Origin of the sequence: Helicobacter pylori, from assembly GCF_003637685.1 — a bacterium.
Classification (GTDB): domain Bacteria; phylum Campylobacterota; class Campylobacteria; order Campylobacterales; family Helicobacteraceae; genus Helicobacter; species Helicobacter pylori_CJ.
The window spans coordinates 43,855-60,469 of the sequence record NZ_MVWW01000007.1 but is presented as its reverse complement, the minus strand read 5'-3'; the positions used below and the strand labels follow the sequence as shown (position 1 = coordinate 60,469).

Here is a 16,615-nt window from a genome sequence, read left to right as displayed (position 1 = left end):
AAAACCTTTGAGGGTTAAAATAGTGTAAAATAGTAAAGATTTTAAAACTCAAAAAGGATTGATAATGAATTTATTTGAAAAAATGACTGACCAATTGCATGAAACTTTAGACAGCGCGCTCGCTCTAGCCTTACACCATAAAAACGCTGAAGTAACGCCCATGCACATGCTTTTTGCCATGCTCAATAACTCCCAAGGCATTCTCATTCAAGCCTTACAAAAAATGCCTGTGGATATTGAAGCTTTAAGGCTTAGCGTTCAAAGCGAGTTGAATAAGTTCGCTAAAGTTTCACAAATCAGCAAGCAAAATATCCAATTAAACCAAGCTTTAATCCAAAGTTTTGAAAACGCTCAAGGCTTGATGGCTAAAAGGGGCGATTCTTTCATCGCTACCGATGTGTATCTTTTGGCGAATATGAGCCTTTTTGAAAGCGTTTTAAAGCCTTATTTAGACACTAAGGAATTGCAAAAAACTTTAGAATCTTTAAGAAAAGGCAGGACTATCCAGGATAAAAACGATGATTCTAATTTAGAAAGTTTAGAAAAATTTGGCATTGATTTGACGCAAAAAGCCTTAGAAAATAAGCTGGATCCGGTGATCGGAAGAGATGAAGAAATCATTCGCATGATGCAAATTTTGATCAGAAAAACAAAAAATAACCCTATTTTATTGGGTGAGCCTGGAGTGGGGAAAACGGCTGTTGTGGAAGGGTTAGCCCAACGCATTGTGAATAAGGAAGTGCCTAAAACGCTTTTAAACAAACGAGTTATCGCTTTAGATTTAAGCTTATTAGTGGCTGGGGCGAAATACAGAGGCGAATTTGAAGAGCGCCTGAAAAAGGTGATTGAAGAAGTTAAAAAAAGCGCGAATGTGATTTTATTCATTGATGAAATCCACACGATTGTAGGGGCTGGGGCTAGTGAGGGGGGCATGGATGCGGCCAATATTTTAAAGCCCGCACTCGCTAGGGGGGAATTGCACACGATTGGAGCGACCACTTTAAAAGAATACCGCAAGTATTTTGAAAAAGACATGGCGCTACAAAGGCGTTTCCAACCCATTTTACTCAATGAGCCTAGCATCAATGAAGCTTTACAGATTTTAAGGGGATTAAAAGAAACTTTAGAAACGCACCATAATATCACTATTAATGACTCCGCGCTCGTAGCGAGCGCTAAACTCTCTAGCCGTTATATCACCGATAGGTTTTTACCCGATAAAGCGATTGATTTGATTGATGAAGGGGCGGCCCAATTAAAAATGCAAATGGAATCAGAGCCGGCCAAACTCTCTAGCGTGAAGCGCTCCATTCAAAGACTAGAAATGGAAAAACAAGCCCTTGAAATGGAAAAAAAAGAAAGCAATCATAAACGCATGCAAGAAATCCTTAAAGAATTGAGCGATTTGAAAGAAGAAAAAATCAAATTAGAAGCGCAATTTGAAAACGAAAAAGAAGTGTTTAAAGAAATTTCACGCTTGAAAGCAGAAATGGAAAGCTTGAAAAAAGAGGCTGAAAGGTTCAAACGCAATGGGGATTACCAGCAAGCGGGTGAAATTGAATACTCTAAAATCCCTGAAAATAAAAAGAAAGAAGAAGAATTGCAACACAAATGGGAAGCGATGCAACAAAACGGGGCGTTATTGCAAAACGCTTTAACCGAAAACAACATCGCTGAGATCGTGAGCCAATGGACGCACATCCCGGTCCAAAAAATGCTCCAAAGCGAAAAAAATAGGGTTTTAAACATTGAAAGCGAATTGCAAAAAAGGGTGGTGGGGCAAGAAAAAGCGCTCAAAGCGATCGCTAAAGCGATTAAAAGGAATAAGGCCGGGCTTAGCGATAGCAACAAGCCCATAGGGAGTTTCCTCTTTTTAGGGCCAACAGGCGTGGGTAAAACCGAGAGCGCTAAAGCCTTGGCGCAATTCTTGTTTGATAGCGATAAAAATCTTATACGAATTGACATGAGTGAATACATGGAAAAGCACGCTATCAGCCGTCTTATTGGGGCCGCTCCTGGGTATGTGGGCTATGAAGAAGGCGGGCAATTGACCGAAGCGGTGCGCAGAAAGCCTTATAGCGTGGTGTTATTAGATGAAGTGGAAAAAGCCCATCCGGATGTGTTTAACCTCTTGTTGCAGGTTTTAGATGAGGGGCATTTAACCGATAGTAAGGGCGTGAGGGTGGATTTCAAAAACACGATTTTGATTTTAACCAGCAATGTGGCTAGCGGTGCGCTTTTAGAAGAAAATTTGAGCGAAGCTGATAAACAAAAAGCGATTAAAGAGAGCTTGAGGCAATTTTTCAAGCCGGAATTTTTAAACCGCTTAGATGAAATCATTTCCTTTAACGCTCTAGATAGCCATGCTATCATTAATATCGTGGGGATACTCTTTGAAAACATTCAAAAAAAAGCGCTTGAAAGGGGCATTAATATAACCCTAGACGAAAAGGCAAAAGAATTGATCGCCGAAGCGGGATTTGACAGATTTTATGGCGCTAGACCCCTAAAGCGCGCGCTCTATGAAATGGTAGAAGACAAGCTCGCTGAACTCATTTTAGAAGATAAAATTAAAGAGAATGACAGCGTGGCATTTGTGGTAGAAAATAAAGAGATTGTGCCTAAGATTAAGTGAGGTTTGGTTATCCTAAAAATACAAGAAATGGTTATTTTTAAAAAAGGATTGAATGATGTTTGATAACACGCTTGTTAATTTCTTTGACACAGCGCCTCTTTTAACTTCGCTTTTAGCCGGGATTTTAACTTTTTTAAGCCCTTGCGTGTTGCCTTTGATCCCGGCGTATATGTCTTATATTTCGCAAATTTCTTTAGAGGATATTAAAGATGGTAAGGCTAAAAGGGTTTCGGTTTTTTTAAAATCCTTGATGTTTGTGGTAGGGTTTTCGCTCGTGTTTTTGGGCGTGGGCATGTCTATGGCCAAGCTTATCCATAGCTTTTCGTTTTCCTGGGTGAATTATATCGCTGGGGGGATTGTGATCCTTTTTGGTTTGCATTTTTTAGGCGTGTTTCGTTTTTCATTTTTGTATAAAACTCAAAGCGTTCGTTTAGCGAGCAAATCTAATAGCATGCAACGCTTTTACCCCTTTCTTTTGGGCATGAGTTTCGCTTTGGGCTGGACGCCATGCATCGGGCCGATATTCACTTCCATTGTGATCATGAGCGCGAGCAAGGATACTTATGGCTTAATCCTTATGGTGGTGTTTGTAATGGGCTTAGCGATCCCTTTTTTATTGGTGGCTTTAATGCTAGAAAGAGCGCTTTTATTTTTAAAATCATTAAAGAAATACAACCGTGCGATTGAGATTGTTTCAGGGTTGGTGCTTATTTTAATGGGAATATTGATCATGACAAATTCTTTAGAAAGCTTGACTAACTTTTTACAAAATTAGGAGGGTTTGATGCTGTTAAAAAACGCTTCGTTTTATGATGATGAGGTTTTAAAAAGAGCGGATATTCGCTTAAAAGATTCCCTCATTATAGAGATTGAAGAAGACTTAAGCCCTATTAATAATGAAGAAGTGGTTGAGTGCGGCAATTTATTCGTGCTGCCAAGCTTCATTGATTTGAGCGTTACTGATTTGGAGGGTTATGAAAATTTAAAACAAAAGGCTTTTAAAGGAGGGGTAGGGTTACTCAATGTTTTTAATTGCGATCAAAGCGGCATTAAAAACATCATAGCACTCAAAAACAACCAACTAGCCGACATCGCCACGCTTAAAAATAAAGGAGGGGAAATTTTAATCGCACCATCTGACGCTTTTTTAGAACTCATCAGCCACTACGCCAAATCCTACAACTTACCCCTTTTAATTTCTTTAGAAAATTCTTTTGAAACCCTAAATAGTGGGGCATTAGCCTATGAATTGGGACAAAATTTTGTGGAAAATGCGTTTGAAAACACGCGCTTGGTGCGTTTCATGGAGGTTTCTAGAGCGTTACAAATCCCTGTGCTTTTAGATAAAGTGAATAGCACCACCACGCTCAAACTCATCAAAGCCTTTAATGATTTAGGGGCGAAATTACAAGCCCAAACGCCCTTAAGCCATTTAGTTTTAGATGAGAGCGTGTATGAAGATTATGAGCCACGATTTAAAATCGCTCCTCCTTTAAGGGATAAGGAAGGTCAAAACGCCCTAAAAGAAGCCCTAAAAAATAACGAAATCGCTATGCTCACAAGCCTTCATGCTTCTAAAAATTCTAACGCACAGCTTTTTGAAGAAAGCGCGTTTGGGTGTGAGAGCATAGAGGACGCTTTTAGCGTGGCTTACACTTTTTTAGTTCAAAAAAAGGTTATCAGTTTCCAACAGCTCATTAAAGTCATGGCAATCAATCAAGCGAAGTTTTTAAAACTCAATGCAGGCGAGGTTAAAGAAAACCAATTAGCCAATTTGATGATTGTGGATTTAAACGCTCAAACAAGAGTGAGTAATCAAAATTCGCCCTTTTATGGTTTGGAATTGTATGGCGAAGTGCAAAGAATGATCTTAAAAGGGCAAACCACATTTATTAAGGAGAATGCATGCAAGAAATCATAGGAGCGTCTTTAGTTTTTTTGTGTAATGAAAAATGCGAAGTGTTAGAAGATTATGGCGTGGTCTTTGATGAAAAGATTGTTGAAATAGGCGATTATAAGAATTTAACGCTTAAATACCCCCACTTAAAGGCGCAGTTTTTTGAAAATTCCGTTCTGTTGCCCGCTTTTATCAACGCGCACACCCATTTTGAATTTTCCAACAACAAGGCGAGTTTTGATTACGGGAGTTTTTCTGGTTGGTTAGGGAGCGTGTTAAACAATGGGGGGGCGATTTTAGAAAATTGCCAAGGGGCTATTCAAAACGCCATCATTACGCAATTAAAAAGTGGGGTGGGGAGCGTGGGAGCGATTTCTAACCACCTGATAGAAGTTAATTTATTGAAAGAAAGCCCTTTGAGTGCTGTCGTGTTTTTAGAGTTTTTAGGGAGTAGCTATTCTTTAGAAAAATTAAAAGCGTTTGAGGCCAAATTTAAAGAATTAAAAGATTTGGAAGATAAAAAACTTAAAGCGGCTTTGGCTGTGCATGCCCCTTATTCGGTCCAAAAAGACATGGCTTTAAGCGTCATCCAATTAGCCAAAGATTCACAAAGCCTGCTTTCTACGCATTTTTTAGAATCGCTTGAAGAATTAGAATGGGTAGAAAATTCTAAAGGGTGGTTTGAAAATTTTTACCAGCATTTTTTAAAAGAGTCTAATTTCAAATCGCTCTATAAGGGCGCGAACGATTACATTGACATGTTTAAAGACACGCACACTTTATTTGTGCATAACCAGTTCGCTTCTTTAGAAGTATTAAAAAGGATTAAATCTCAAGTCAAAAACGCTTTTTTAATCACATGCCCCTTTTCTAACCGCTTGTTGAGTGGGAAAGCGTTGGATTTAGAGAGAGTTAGAGAAGCCGGTTTGAGCGTGAGCGTGGCCACTGATGGCTTGAGTTCTAACATTTCGCTGAGCCTTTTAGACGAATTAAGAGCGTTTTTGCTCACCCATAACATGCCGTTATTAGAATTAGCTAAGATCGCTCTTTTAGGAGCTACACGACATGGGGCTAAAGCTTTAGTTTTAAATAATGGCGAGATAGAAGCCAACAAAAGAGCGGATTTGAGCGTGTTTGGTTTTAATGAAAAATTCATTAAAGAGCAAGCGATTTTGCAATTTTTATTGCATGCTAAAGAAGTGGAGCGCTTGTTTTTAGGGGGGAAAAGGGTGATCTAATTTGTTTTAAAGACAGAATGCGTTAAAATGGGAAATCCAAATCAATTAAGGAAAGAGTCAATGAAATTAGTTTTAGCCAAGAATACGAGAAAATCAGACGCTAAGAGCGTGGAATTGGAGGATTTGTATCACAAATTCAGTGAAGATAAGCGTTCTATTTTTTATTTTGCCCCCACGAACGCCCATAAAGATATGCTCAAAGCGGTGGATTTTTTCAAAGAAAAAGGCCATACAGCTTATTTAGATGAGGTGAGGGTCAGCACTGATGAAAAAGATTTTCTTTATGAATTGCACATTATTTAAAGGCTTGTATTGAAAGTTTATATTGAAACGATGGGTTGTGCCATGAATTCTAGGGATAGCGAGCATCTACTAAGCGAACTATCCAAATTGGATTATAAAGAAACTAGCGACCCTAAAACAGCGGATTTGATCTTAATCAACACTTGCAGCGTGCGCGAAAAGCCTGAAAGGAAATTGTTTTCAGAAATCGGTCAATTCGCTAAAATCAAAAAACCCAACGCCAAAATCGGGGTTTGCGGGTGCACCGCAAGCCACATGGGAGCGGATATTTTGAAAAAAGCCCCAAGCGTGAGCTTTGTGTTAGGGGCTAGGAATGTGTCTAAAATCTCTCAAGTGATCCATAAAGAAAAAGCGGTTGAAGTGGCGATTGATTATGATGAAAGCGCGTATGCGTTTGAATTTTTTGAAAAAAAGGCTCAAATCCGATCGTTACTAAACATCTCCATAGGTTGCGATAAAAAATGCGCTTATTGCATTGTCCCGCACACTAGGGGGAAAGAAATTTCTATCCCTATGGATTTAATTTTAAAAGAAGCTGAGAAATTAGCTCATAACGGCACTAAAGAGCTCATGCTTTTAGGGCAGAATGTGAATAATTATGGCGTTCGTTTCAGTAGTGAGCATGCGAAAGTCAATTTTAGCGATTTGTTGGATAAATTGAGCGAAATTCCAGGCATTGAAAGGATACGATTCACTTCGCCTCACCCCTTGCACATGAATGATGAATTTTTAGAACGCTTTGCCAAAAACCCTAAAGTGTGCAAGAGTATCCACATGCCCTTACAGAGTGGATCTAGTGCGGTGTTAAAGATGATGCGAAGAGGTTATAGTAAAGAGTGGTTTTTAAATCGGGTGGAGAGGTTAAAAGCCTTAGTGCCTGAAGTGGGCATTAGCACGGATATTATCGTGGGCTTTCCTAATGAGAGCGATAAGGATTTTGAAGACACGATGGAGGTGCTAGAAAAAGTGCGCTTTGACACGCTCTATAGTTTTATTTACTCCCCACGCCCTTTCACTGAAGCGGGAGCTTGGAAAGAAAGAGTGTCATTAGAGGTTTCATCTTCAAGGTTAGAGAGGTTGCAAAACAGACACAAAGAAATTCTAGAAGAAAAAGCCAAGTTGGAGGTGGGTAAAACGCATGTGGTGTTGGTGGAAAACAGGCGTGAAATGGATAATCAAATCGTGGGTTTTGAAGGGCGCAGCGATACGGGGAAATTCATTGAAGTAACTTGTAAGGAAAAAAGAAATCCGGGCGAGCTTGTAAAAGTGGAGATTGTTTCTCATTCCAAAGGGCGCTTGATAGCGGCCATTAAAGGCAACTAATCAAAATAACCAATGAAGAGCGGGTTTAAAGGCGAGAATTGAGCTTAAAATTTTTCAGGAAAAATATCGTTTTAAAGGTTGTCCCTCGTTTGGCGTTTGGAGTCCTTTGGTTGTTGCATAAAACTTGTAAAAACCGCTATTTTTTAGCTCAAAATTTAAAAGAAAAACCCTTTATTGTAAGCTGTTGGCATGGGGAGCTTGGCATGATCGGGTTTGCGTATTTAAGGCTTGAAAAACCTTCTGTTTATGTGATCGCAAGCCAGCATTTTGATGGCTCTATTGCGGCGGGTTTGTTTGAAAGCTTTGGTTTTAAAAACATTAGAGGCTCTAGCAAAAAAGGGGGGGTTAAGGTTTTGATAGAAGGGCTTAAGCGTTTGAAAGAAGGTTGCGATGTCGCTATCACTCCTGATGGCCCCAAAGGCCCACGGCACAGCATAGCGGATGGGGTGATCGCTCTAGCTCAAAAATCAGGCGTGGGGATTAGCGCTTGTCGGGTGGTTTGCAAAAACGCATGGCAATTGAACACTTGGGATCAATTTGAAATCCCTAAGCCTTTTAGCGAAGTGCATTATTACATGCTAGAATCGGTAATCATCCCTAAAGAATGGGAGCTTTCAAAGGCTAAAGAATATTTAAAGACGCGCATGGATTCTGTTGGGTTTGAAGAACCTCAAAGGGGTTTGGGTGCTTAAAGGGTTAAAAAAAGCGTTTAAGGAGAGGTTTTGCTCTCAAGTGTATATCTCTTTTAATGTGGATCACAATCTTTTATCCACTCAAGTCATAAGGATCAAAAACGATCGCATTAAAGAGAAATTTTTTAAAACTTTTGAGACTAAAGTGGAGACTAAAAATGGTGAAGTCCCTATTCAAGCCTTAAAAATCGCCAGAACTTATAGCCAAAAATACCCCTACACTTATTTTAGTGCAATGAGTAAAGCTAAAGAGGTTTTATGCGAAAAGCAGGCGTTTGAACAAATCAAACAAGAAAATCAAGATTATCATGCTTGCGAAGTCAATCAAAAGTATTGCGTTTATGTGGAATCTAAGGATTTTTTAAAGGATTTTAAGCGTTTTAAAGTCCAGGATGTGGATTTTTTGTTTTCGCCTTTTAGCCTTATTTATGATTTTGTGCGCGATAATTTAGAAAATAAGCCGTTGTTGTATTTGCTTTTGGAGCGTTCAAGATTTTATTTTTTGATTGCGGATAAAAAAGAGATTTTTTTAGCCAAATCCGTGTTTTTAGAAGAACAACCTGAAGAGTTTATAGAGAGCAAAGAAGAAGATTTTATGGGAATGGATAATGAGGCTGTGGATTTGTTTTTGAGTGAAATCCAAGAAGATATTGACAGCCTTGAAGAAGCGATAGGCCTAGACAGCAGTAAGGATAATAGCGAAAAAATAACAGAGGACGCTTATAGTTTGATTGAAGGTATGACGAATATCCCCTTGATTGCAGATGTTTTGCAAGAGGGATTGCGCAGCGTCTATCATTCTAGAGAGATAGACTTTGTAGAAAAAGTGGTTGTTTTAGACAGCTGTCAAATCCACCACAAAGCGTTAGTGCATTTGCAAGAAACTTTGATGATAGAAGTGGATAGGCTTGATTTTTCTTTAGTGGAGCGGTTGAATATTTTAGCGCGCATGGAGAATGAAAAGCATGCGTTTTAGTTATATTGAGCCAAGAGCGAAATACCTTATCAGCAAGCTTTCTAAAATTTGGGTTTTTTACATTTTTTTATCTTTTGTGGTAATAGGGGGGTTAGTGTGGTTTATGCACAACGCCATTAAAAGCACTCAAGACAACGCGTCTAGTTTGACGATCCAAGAAAGGCTCTACCGCCATGAAATCAGCCGCTTACAGGTTAAGACTGATGAAACCTTAAAACTCATTAAAGAAGCCAAAAAGCGTTTGAATTACAACGATGATATACGAGATGTTTTGCAAGGGCTTTTAAATATTGTGCCGGATTCCATCACTATTAATAGCATTGAAATAGACCAGCAAAGCGTGGTGGTTAGTGGTAAAACCCCTTCTAAAGAAGCTTTTTATTTTTTGTTTCAAAACAAACTAAACCCCATGTTTGATTATTCTAGGGCGGAATTTTTCCCTTTAAGCGACGGGTGGTTTAATTTTGTCTCCACCAACTTTTCTAATTCCTTACTGATAAAAAATCCGGAGTCTATTAAATGAAGCCATTGCATTTTTCACACTTAGACAGAGAGCAATCAGGCGATGTAGGGTTTATCATCAAAAACCTTATTTTTTTAGGGGTTTTTTCCTTATTGGGTTGGCTCAATACCGAGTATTTTCTATGGCCTAACATGTTGGAATTAAAAAAAATCCTTTTAGAAGAAAATCGTAAAAAAAGCGTTTTAGAATACGCGCAAAGGCATTTTGAAACAGCCCTAGCGAACTATCGCAATCAAAAAGAAACCAGCGAATCCTTATTAAAGATTTTTAATGATGAAGAGTCCAGGCGGATCTTAGAAAAGATTTTAAAAAAATGTTTTGATGCTTATAAAATCAAACCCTTGCTCTCTCAAAACCCCTCTCAAAAAACCCAATTTTTTATCATGGCCAGAGCGAGCGAATTAGAAAAAACCTATCTTTTTTTCACCTTAATCAACAAGTATTTACCGAGTGCTCAAAGCCAATTGCCCTTAAAAATTTCTAAAGATGATGAAGGGTTGTTGGTGCAATTTAGCGTGAGTATTGATCTCCAATAGGATAGGGGTAGTTTAATGCAAGATTTTGATTTCAGTTTTAATCCTAAGGCATGCGAGGGTTGTGGGGCAAAGTGTTGCGTGGGAGAAAGCGGGTATATTTTTTTAAATATCCAAGAAATGCAACAAATTAGCGCTTTTTTAAAATTAGAATTAGAAGAATTCAGTCAAAAATACGTTAAAAAGGTGGGGTATAAGTTTTCTTTATTAGAAAAAGACGCTAAAGAGTTGGGTTTGGCGTGCGTGTTTTTGGATTTGGAGACGAAAAAATGCCAGATTTATAGCGTACGCCCTAAGCAATGCCAAACTTTTCCTTTTTGGGAGAGCGTGAAAACTTTCTCTAAAGAGCAAAAAAAGGCTTTTTGCCAAAGTTGTCCGGGCATCACACAAAAAACCAAAGAAACTAAAGTGCGCTAAAATTCACTATAGTGATACAAAAAAGGAAATAAAATAATGAATATTCAAACAAAGAAAAGATTTTTAGCAAATTTATTGCTTTTGAGCTTGTTTTCTTGCCTTAAGGCTGAAACCCTTTCAGAAGATCATCAAATCCTGTTGAGTTCAGACGCTTTCCATAGAGGGGATTTTGCTGCCGCTCAAAAAGGCTATATGAATCTCTATAAGCAAACCAATAAGGTGGTGTATGCTAAAGAAGCGGCCATTTCAGCGGCGAGCTTAGGGGACATTAAAACCGCTATGCATTTAGCCATGCTCTATCAAAAAATCACCAATAATCGTAACGATGTTTCTATCAATAAGATTTTAGTGGATGGCTATGCGCAAATGGGGCAGATTGATAAGGCGATTGAACTATTACACAAAATCCGTAAAGAAGAAAAGACCATAGCCACAGATAATGTGTTAGGGACTTTGTATTTGACTCAAAAGCGTTTGGATAAGGCTTTCCCGTTGTTGAATAAGTTTTATAACCAAGTGCATGATGAAGACAGCCTAGAAAAACTCATTACAATCTATTTTTTGCAAAACCGCAAAAAAGAAGGCTTAGACTTGTTGCAATCTCATATAGACAGGTATGGTTGCTCAGAGCAATTGTGCCAAAAAGCGCTCAACACCTTCACGCAATTTAACGAGCTTGATTTGGCTAAAACAACTTTCGCTCGTTTGTATGAAAAAAACCCTATTGTTCAAAACGCCCAATTTTACATAGGGGTATTAATCTTGTTAAAAGAGTTTGATAAGGCCCAGCAAATCGCAGAATTATTCCCTTTTGACAGGCGTTTATTGCTAGATTTATACACCGCGCAAAAAAAATTCGATCAAGCTTCCAAACAAGCTTCTTTGATCTATCAAGAAAGAAAAGACCCTAAATTCTTAGGATTAGAGGCCATTTATCATTATGAAAGCTTGAGCGCGAAAAATAAAAAACTCACCAAACAAGAGATGTTGCCTATCATTCAAAAATTAGAAAAAGCCACTAAAGAGCGCCAAGCTTGGCTTGCTAAAACTAAAGATAAAGAAGACGCGCAAGACGCTTTCTTTTATAATTTTTTAGGGTATTCCTTAATAGATTATGACATGGATATTAAAAGGGGCATGGATTTTGTGAGGAAAGCCTTAGCGTTGGATTCTGGATCAGTGCTTTATTTGGATTCTTTAGCATGGGGTTATTACAAATTGGGGAATTGTTTGGAGGCTAAAAAAATTTTTTCTAGCATCGCTAAAGAGTCTATCCAAGCCGAACCCGAATTAAAAGAGCATAATAAGATCATTCAAGAATGCAAGAAATAGGGATTTTAGAAAATTTACAAAAAAGCTTAGCCTTAAAAGAGGGCATGCTTTCTTATGAAATGCTGGGTAAAAGCCTGTCGTATAACCCTTACTTGCCTAGAATCATTCCTCAAACTAAAGATTGTGTTTTTGTAACCCCTGATGAGGTTTTAGAAACGCTTTTGAAAGAAAACACCCGCACCGATTGCATCATTGTCAATTTCAAAGGATTATACGAAATAGGCGTGCCAAGCGTGTTTGATCTAGAAATCTTAGGGTTGTTGCGCCGTCATGCGAGTTCTTTGATTGTCCATCAGGATCTTTTCATCAGCCACTACCAGCTTTTAGAATCGCTTGTTCAAGGCTCTGATGGGGTCGTTTTAGATGAAGAGCTTTTAAAAGAGGATCTAAAAGGCATGGTAGAGTTCGCTCGGCGTTTGGGCTTGAGCGTGTTTGTAGAGACCCACAAGCCCGATTACACTCATTTAAAAGATTTAGGGGTTTTAGGCGTGCTGGAAAAAAACCCCCATTCTTATAATCAAAAAAAAATAGTCTTTTTAGATTGAATTTTAAGCTAATTTAGAGTAAAAATCGTATTCAAACTTTTTAAAAGGAGTTAGTCATGTCATTATTAGTGAATGATGAATGCATTGCGTGCGATGCTTGCAGAGAAGAATGCCCTAGTGAGGCGATTGAAGAGGGTGATCCCATTTATAGTATTGATCCAGATCGATGCACGGAGTGTTACGGGTATGATGATGATGAACCTCGTTGCGTGAGCGTATGCCCTGTAGATGCGATTTTACCGGATCCTAACAACGCAGAGAGCAAAGAGGAGTTGAAATACAAATACGAAATCTTAAAAGAGCAAGACTAAAGGCTAGTAATGGCTAAAATCACAACCGTGATTGACATAGGCTCTAATTCGGTGCGTTTGGCTATCTTTAAAAAGACGAGTCAGTTTGGGTTTTACTTGCTTTTTGAGACCAAGTCTAGGGTCAGGATTTCAGAGGGCTGTTATGCGTTTAATGGAATCTTGCAAGAAATCCCCATGCAACGAGCCGTTAAAGCCTTGAGTGAATTTAAAGAAATCGCCCTCAAATACAAAAGCAAAAAAATCCTGTGCGTAGCGACCTCAGCGGTGCGCGATGCCCCTAATCGATTAGAGTTTGTAGCGAGGGTGAAAAAGGCTTGCGGTTTGCAAATCAAAATCATTGACGGGCAAAAAGAAGCGCTCTATGGCGGGATCGCGTGCGCGAATTTGTTGCATAAAAATTCAGGGATCACGATAGATATTGGAGGGGGTAGCACCGAGTGCACGTTGATTGAAAAAGGCAAGATTAAGGACTTAATCTCGCTTGATGTCGGTACGATTCGCATTAAAGAAATGTTTTTAGACAAGGACTTAGACGTCAAATTGGCTAAAGCCTTTATCCAAAAAGAGGTCTCTAAACTGCCCTTTAAGCATAAAAACGCCTTTGGGGTGGGGGGGACGATTAGGGCGTTGAGTAAGATACTCATGAAACGCTTTGATTACCCTATTGATTCTTTGCATGGCTATGAAATAGATGCACATAAAAACTTAGCATTCATTGAAAAAATTGTCATGCTTAAAGAAGATAAGTTACGGCTTTTAGGGGTGAATGAAGAGCGTTTGGATAGTATTAGGAGTGGGGCGTTGATTTTATCAGTCGTTTTGGAGCATTTAAAAACTTCCTTGATGATCACTAGTGGGGTAGGGGTGAGAGAAGGCGTGTTTTTGAGCGATTTGTTGCGCCACCATTACCATAAATTCCCCCCCAATATCAACCCCTCTCTCATCTCTTTAAAAGATCGCTTTTTGCCCCATGAAAAGCACAGCCAAAAGGTCAAAAAAGAATGCGTGAAATTGTTTGAAGCCTTATCGCCTTTGCATAAAATAGATGAAAAATACCTTTTCCATTTAAAGATTGCGGGGGAATTAGCGAGCATGGGTAAGATTTTAAGCGTCTATTTAGCCCACAAGCACAGCGCGTATTTCATTTTAAACGCTTTGAGTTATGGCTTTAGCCACCAGGATAGAGCGATCATTTGCTTATTAGCGCAATTCAGCCATAAAAAAATCCCTAAAGACAACGCTATCGCCCACATGAGCGCGATGATGCCAAGCCTTTTAACCTTACAATGGCTGAGTTTCATCCTTTCTTTAGCTGAAAATCTGTGCCTGACAGACAGCCACCATTTAAAATACACGCTAGAAAAAAACAAGCTTGTGATCCATTCTAACGACACGCTTTACTTGGCTAAAGAGATGCTCCCTAAACTCATTAAGCCCATTCCTTTAATGATAGAGTTTGCTTGAAAATAGCGATTGTCAGGCTTTCAGCGCTCGGGGATATTATCGTGAGCGCGGTGTTTTTAGCGGCTATTAAAGAGCGTTTCACTGACGCTCAAATAGAATGGTTCGTAGATGAAAGATTTAGCGCGATTTTAGAGCATTCCCCCTATATTGATAAATTACACCCCATCGCTTTAAAAAGCGCACTCACAACCTTGAACCCTTTGAAGATTTTCAAACTTTTTAAAAATTTAAGGGTTTATGAATACGATATAATCATTGACATGCAAGGCCTAGTCAAATCCGCCCTCATCACGCAAATGTTAAAAGCCCCTAAAAGAGTCGGCTTTGATTACGCTTCGGCTAGAGAGGGTTTGAGCGCGTTTTTTTACTCGCAAAAAGTTTCTATCGCTTATGATGAGCCTGTTTTAAAGCGCAATTTCACGCTCCTTTCTCAAGCCCTAAACTTGCCAGAAAAAGAAATTTCAGAGGGCTTAAGCTCTAGATTTAAAGTGTTTTCTTACCAAGATTCCCCAAAAATCAATGCGTTAAATTGGAATCAAAATAAACCAAAAATCCTTTTTGTTTTAGAAACTTCTAAAATCAATAAAACTTACCCCATAGAGCGTTTTAAAGAATTAGCGTTAATGTTAGAAAATTTTCAAATTTGCTTGTTATGGCATGCTGATGAAAAGAAGGCCACTACGCTTTATCACGCTTTAAAACACCAGCGCGATGTATTATTGCTCCCTAAACTCACTTTAAACGAAGTCAAGGCGTTGCTTTTTAAAATGGATGTGATTATTGGGGGCGATACGGGTATCACGCATTTAGCATGGGCGTTGCAAAAAGCTAGCATCACCCTTTATGGCAACACGCCCATGGAGCGTTTTAAATTAGAAAGCCCGATCAATGTTTCGCTCACTGGTAATTCAAACGCTAGCTATCATAAAAAGGATTTTTCTATCCAAAACATAGATCCTAAAAAAATTAAAGAATGCGTTTTAAACATTTTAAAGGAAAAAGAATGACTTATAAAGAACGACTCATACACGAAAAAATATTGAAACAAGACGACAAGGGTTTTAAAACAGAACTGCTCAATGTTTCGCTCACCGGTAATTCAAACGCTAGCTATCATAAAAAGGATTTTTCTATCCAAAATATAGAGCCTAAAAAAATTAAAGAATGCGTTTTAAACATTTTAAAGGAAAAAGAATGACTTATAAAGAACGACTCATACACGAAAAAATATTAAACAAAGACGACAAGGGTTTTAAAACAGAACTGCGCATTTTGAGTATTTTTATCGTGGAATCTTTAGTGAATATTTTGGGGTTTATTTTGGCTAAAATGCCCCATTCGTGGTTTTTAAGGTGCATTAAAGCTGTGGCGTGGCTGATGAGAACCTTTGATAGGCGCCGTTATTTTGACGCTAAAGCCAATTTGGATTTTGTGTTTGGGGATTCTAAAAGCGAAGAAGAGAAAAAAAGGATCATTAAAAAGGGTTATGAAAATTTTGCTTTCATTATTTTAGAAACCATTAGAGTGATTTTTATCCCTAAAGATGAATACGACGCTCGTTTCACGCTCATCAATGAAGAGAATGTGTGGAAGTCCTTAAACAAGGAAGGCCAAGCGATCACTTTATGCATGCATTTTGGCTATTGGGAAGCGGTAGGCACGACTTTAGCGCAATATTATAAGGATTATGGTAGGGGGTGTTTGGGGCGTTTGACTAAATTCGCCCCCATCAATCACATGATTATGAGTAGGCGAGAAGCGTTTGGGGTGCGTTTTGTCAATAAAGTGGGAGCGATGAAAGAACTCATTAAAATGTATAATCAAGGCAATGGCCTTGTGGGGATTTTAGTGGATCAAAATGTCGTGCCTAAAGATGGGGTGGTGGTGAAATTCTTTAATAAAGACACTACGCACACCACGATCGCTTCTATTTTATCGCGCCGCTACAATATAGATATTCAGCCAGTATTCATTGATTTTAATGACGATTATTCGCATTATACAGCGACTTATTATGAAAGCATTCGATCTAAAATCACCGATAACGCTGAAAACGATATTTTAGAATGCACGCAAGCCCAAGCGAGTTTGTGCGAAGAGGTGATTAGAAACCACCCGGAAAGTTATTTTTGGTTCCACAGGCGTTTTAAAAGCACCCACCCTGAGATTTATCAAAGGTAGGGTTTTGAGTGGAATGATAAAAATTAAAAAATGCTAAAAGGCATTTTTTAAAAATAAATAGTAAAGAGCTTGATTTTAATCAAGCGATAATTTCTTAAGGCGGTCTTCTTGGGTTAGGGGATTTTAAGGAGGTTAAGGGGGAGAGTTAAGCGCAAAATACCCCCCTATCCCCTTAAGAAAATGAGTTTTACTATAAAAATAAAGTTAAAAATCCTATTTTTTTAAAAAAATTAAAAAGTTTTAGT

At 38.6% G+C, this 16,615-nt stretch carries 17 protein-coding genes and 1 pseudogene; all 18 read left to right on the top strand.

What is annotated here, in order from left to right:
* The first annotated feature begins 64 nt into the window (after window positions 1–64).
* The 18 genes and pseudogenes from EAL44_RS05970 to EAL44_RS05885 all read left to right on the top strand — a co-directional run bounded on the left by EAL44_RS05970 (window position 65) and on the right by EAL44_RS05885 (window position 16,370).
* Window positions 65–2,635 (top strand): ATP-dependent Clp protease ATP-binding subunit, encoded by a 2,571-nt coding sequence (locus tag EAL44_RS05970; protein ID WP_121075815.1) that lies wholly within the window; start codon window positions 65–67, stop codon window positions 2,633–2,635.
* A 55-nt stretch (window positions 2,636–2,690) separates the two neighbouring features.
* Window positions 2,691–3,410, top strand: coding sequence for a cytochrome c biogenesis protein CcdA (locus EAL44_RS05965; RefSeq protein ID WP_162970383.1), 720 nt, complete (start codon window positions 2,691–2,693; stop codon window positions 3,408–3,410).
* Between the two features lie 9 nt (window positions 3,411–3,419).
* Window positions 3,420–4,556 carry an amidohydrolase family protein gene (locus tag EAL44_RS05960; RefSeq protein ID WP_121075807.1) on the top strand — a complete coding sequence of 379 codons (1,137 nt, stop codon included), beginning with the start codon at window positions 3,420–3,422 and terminating at the stop codon, window positions 4,554–4,556.
* Window positions 4,541–5,770, top strand: a complete 1,230-nt coding sequence (locus tag EAL44_RS05955) for an adenosine deaminase (RefSeq protein WP_121075803.1) — start codon at window positions 4,541–4,543, stop codon at window positions 5,768–5,770. The genes EAL44_RS05960 and EAL44_RS05955 overlap by 16 nt, the downstream gene beginning before the upstream one ends.
* Window positions 5,771–5,830: 60 nt before the next feature.
* Window positions 5,831–6,073 (top strand): nuclease, encoded by a 243-nt coding sequence (locus EAL44_RS05950; protein WP_000780044.1) that lies wholly within the window; start codon window positions 5,831–5,833, stop codon window positions 6,071–6,073.
* 9 nt (window positions 6,074–6,082) lie between these two features.
* Window positions 6,083–7,396, top strand: a complete 1,314-nt coding sequence (gene miaB / locus EAL44_RS05945) for a tRNA (N6-isopentenyl adenosine(37)-C2)-methylthiotransferase MiaB (RefSeq protein ID WP_121075798.1) — start codon at window positions 6,083–6,085, stop codon at window positions 7,394–7,396.
* Window positions 7,397–7,434: 38 nt separating this feature from the next.
* A complete protein-coding gene (locus EAL44_RS05940; protein WP_114992172.1) occupies window positions 7,435–8,088 on the top strand; it encodes a lysophospholipid acyltransferase family protein in 654 nt (217 codons plus the stop codon).
* Complete coding sequence (locus tag EAL44_RS05935; RefSeq protein ID WP_121075795.1) at window positions 8,081–9,064, top strand: hypothetical protein; 984 nt, start codon at window positions 8,081–8,083, stop codon at window positions 9,062–9,064. Before EAL44_RS05940 ends, EAL44_RS05935 begins: the two co-directional genes overlap by 8 nt.
* The gene (locus EAL44_RS05930) at window positions 9,054–9,587 is read left to right on the top strand and encodes a hypothetical protein (protein WP_001212813.1); all 534 of its coding nucleotides are present in this window, start codon (window positions 9,054–9,056) and stop codon (window positions 9,585–9,587) included. Before EAL44_RS05935 ends, EAL44_RS05930 begins: the two co-directional genes overlap by 11 nt.
* A complete protein-coding gene (locus tag EAL44_RS05925; RefSeq protein ID WP_000803087.1) occupies window positions 9,584–10,123 on the top strand; it encodes a hypothetical protein in 540 nt (179 codons plus the stop codon). The genes EAL44_RS05930 and EAL44_RS05925 overlap by 4 nt, the downstream gene beginning before the upstream one ends.
* Before the next feature lie 15 nt (window positions 10,124–10,138).
* Window positions 10,139–10,537 carry a YkgJ family cysteine cluster protein gene (locus EAL44_RS05920; RefSeq protein WP_001150534.1) on the top strand — a complete coding sequence of 133 codons (399 nt, stop codon included), beginning with the start codon at window positions 10,139–10,141 and terminating at the stop codon, window positions 10,535–10,537.
* Window positions 10,538–10,573: 36 nt separating this feature from the next.
* Window positions 10,574–11,869 (top strand): tetratricopeptide repeat protein, encoded by a 1,296-nt coding sequence (locus EAL44_RS05915; protein WP_121075791.1) that lies wholly within the window; start codon window positions 10,574–10,576, stop codon window positions 11,867–11,869.
* Window positions 11,857–12,414: a beta/alpha barrel domain-containing protein gene (locus EAL44_RS05910; protein WP_121075788.1), complete on the top strand. Its 558-nt coding sequence runs from the start codon at window positions 11,857–11,859 to the stop codon at window positions 12,412–12,414. The genes EAL44_RS05915 and EAL44_RS05910 overlap by 13 nt, the downstream gene beginning before the upstream one ends.
* A gap of 56 nt (window positions 12,415–12,470) precedes the next feature.
* Window positions 12,471–12,725 carry a YfhL family 4Fe-4S dicluster ferredoxin gene (locus tag EAL44_RS05905; RefSeq protein ID WP_000055473.1) on the top strand — a complete coding sequence of 85 codons (255 nt, stop codon included), beginning with the start codon at window positions 12,471–12,473 and terminating at the stop codon, window positions 12,723–12,725.
* 9 nt (window positions 12,726–12,734) lie between these two features.
* Window positions 12,735–14,189, top strand: coding sequence for a Ppx/GppA family phosphatase (locus EAL44_RS05900; protein ID WP_121075785.1), 1,455 nt, complete (start codon window positions 12,735–12,737; stop codon window positions 14,187–14,189).
* Complete coding sequence (gene waaC / locus EAL44_RS05895; protein ID WP_121075782.1) at window positions 14,186–15,196, top strand: lipopolysaccharide heptosyltransferase I; 1,011 nt, start codon at window positions 14,186–14,188, stop codon at window positions 15,194–15,196. The genes EAL44_RS05900 and waaC overlap by 4 nt, the downstream gene beginning before the upstream one ends.
* Window positions 15,163–15,279: pseudogene (locus EAL44_RS08130) on the top strand (lipid A biosynthesis lauroyl acyltransferase); the annotation flags it as partial. The gene waaC and the pseudogene EAL44_RS08130, both read left to right, overlap by 34 nt.
* 104 nt (window positions 15,280–15,383) lie before the next feature.
* Complete coding sequence (locus EAL44_RS05885; RefSeq protein WP_121075779.1) at window positions 15,384–16,370, top strand: lipid A biosynthesis lauroyl acyltransferase; 987 nt, start codon at window positions 15,384–15,386, stop codon at window positions 16,368–16,370.
* Window positions 16,371–16,615 lie beyond the last annotated feature (245 nt).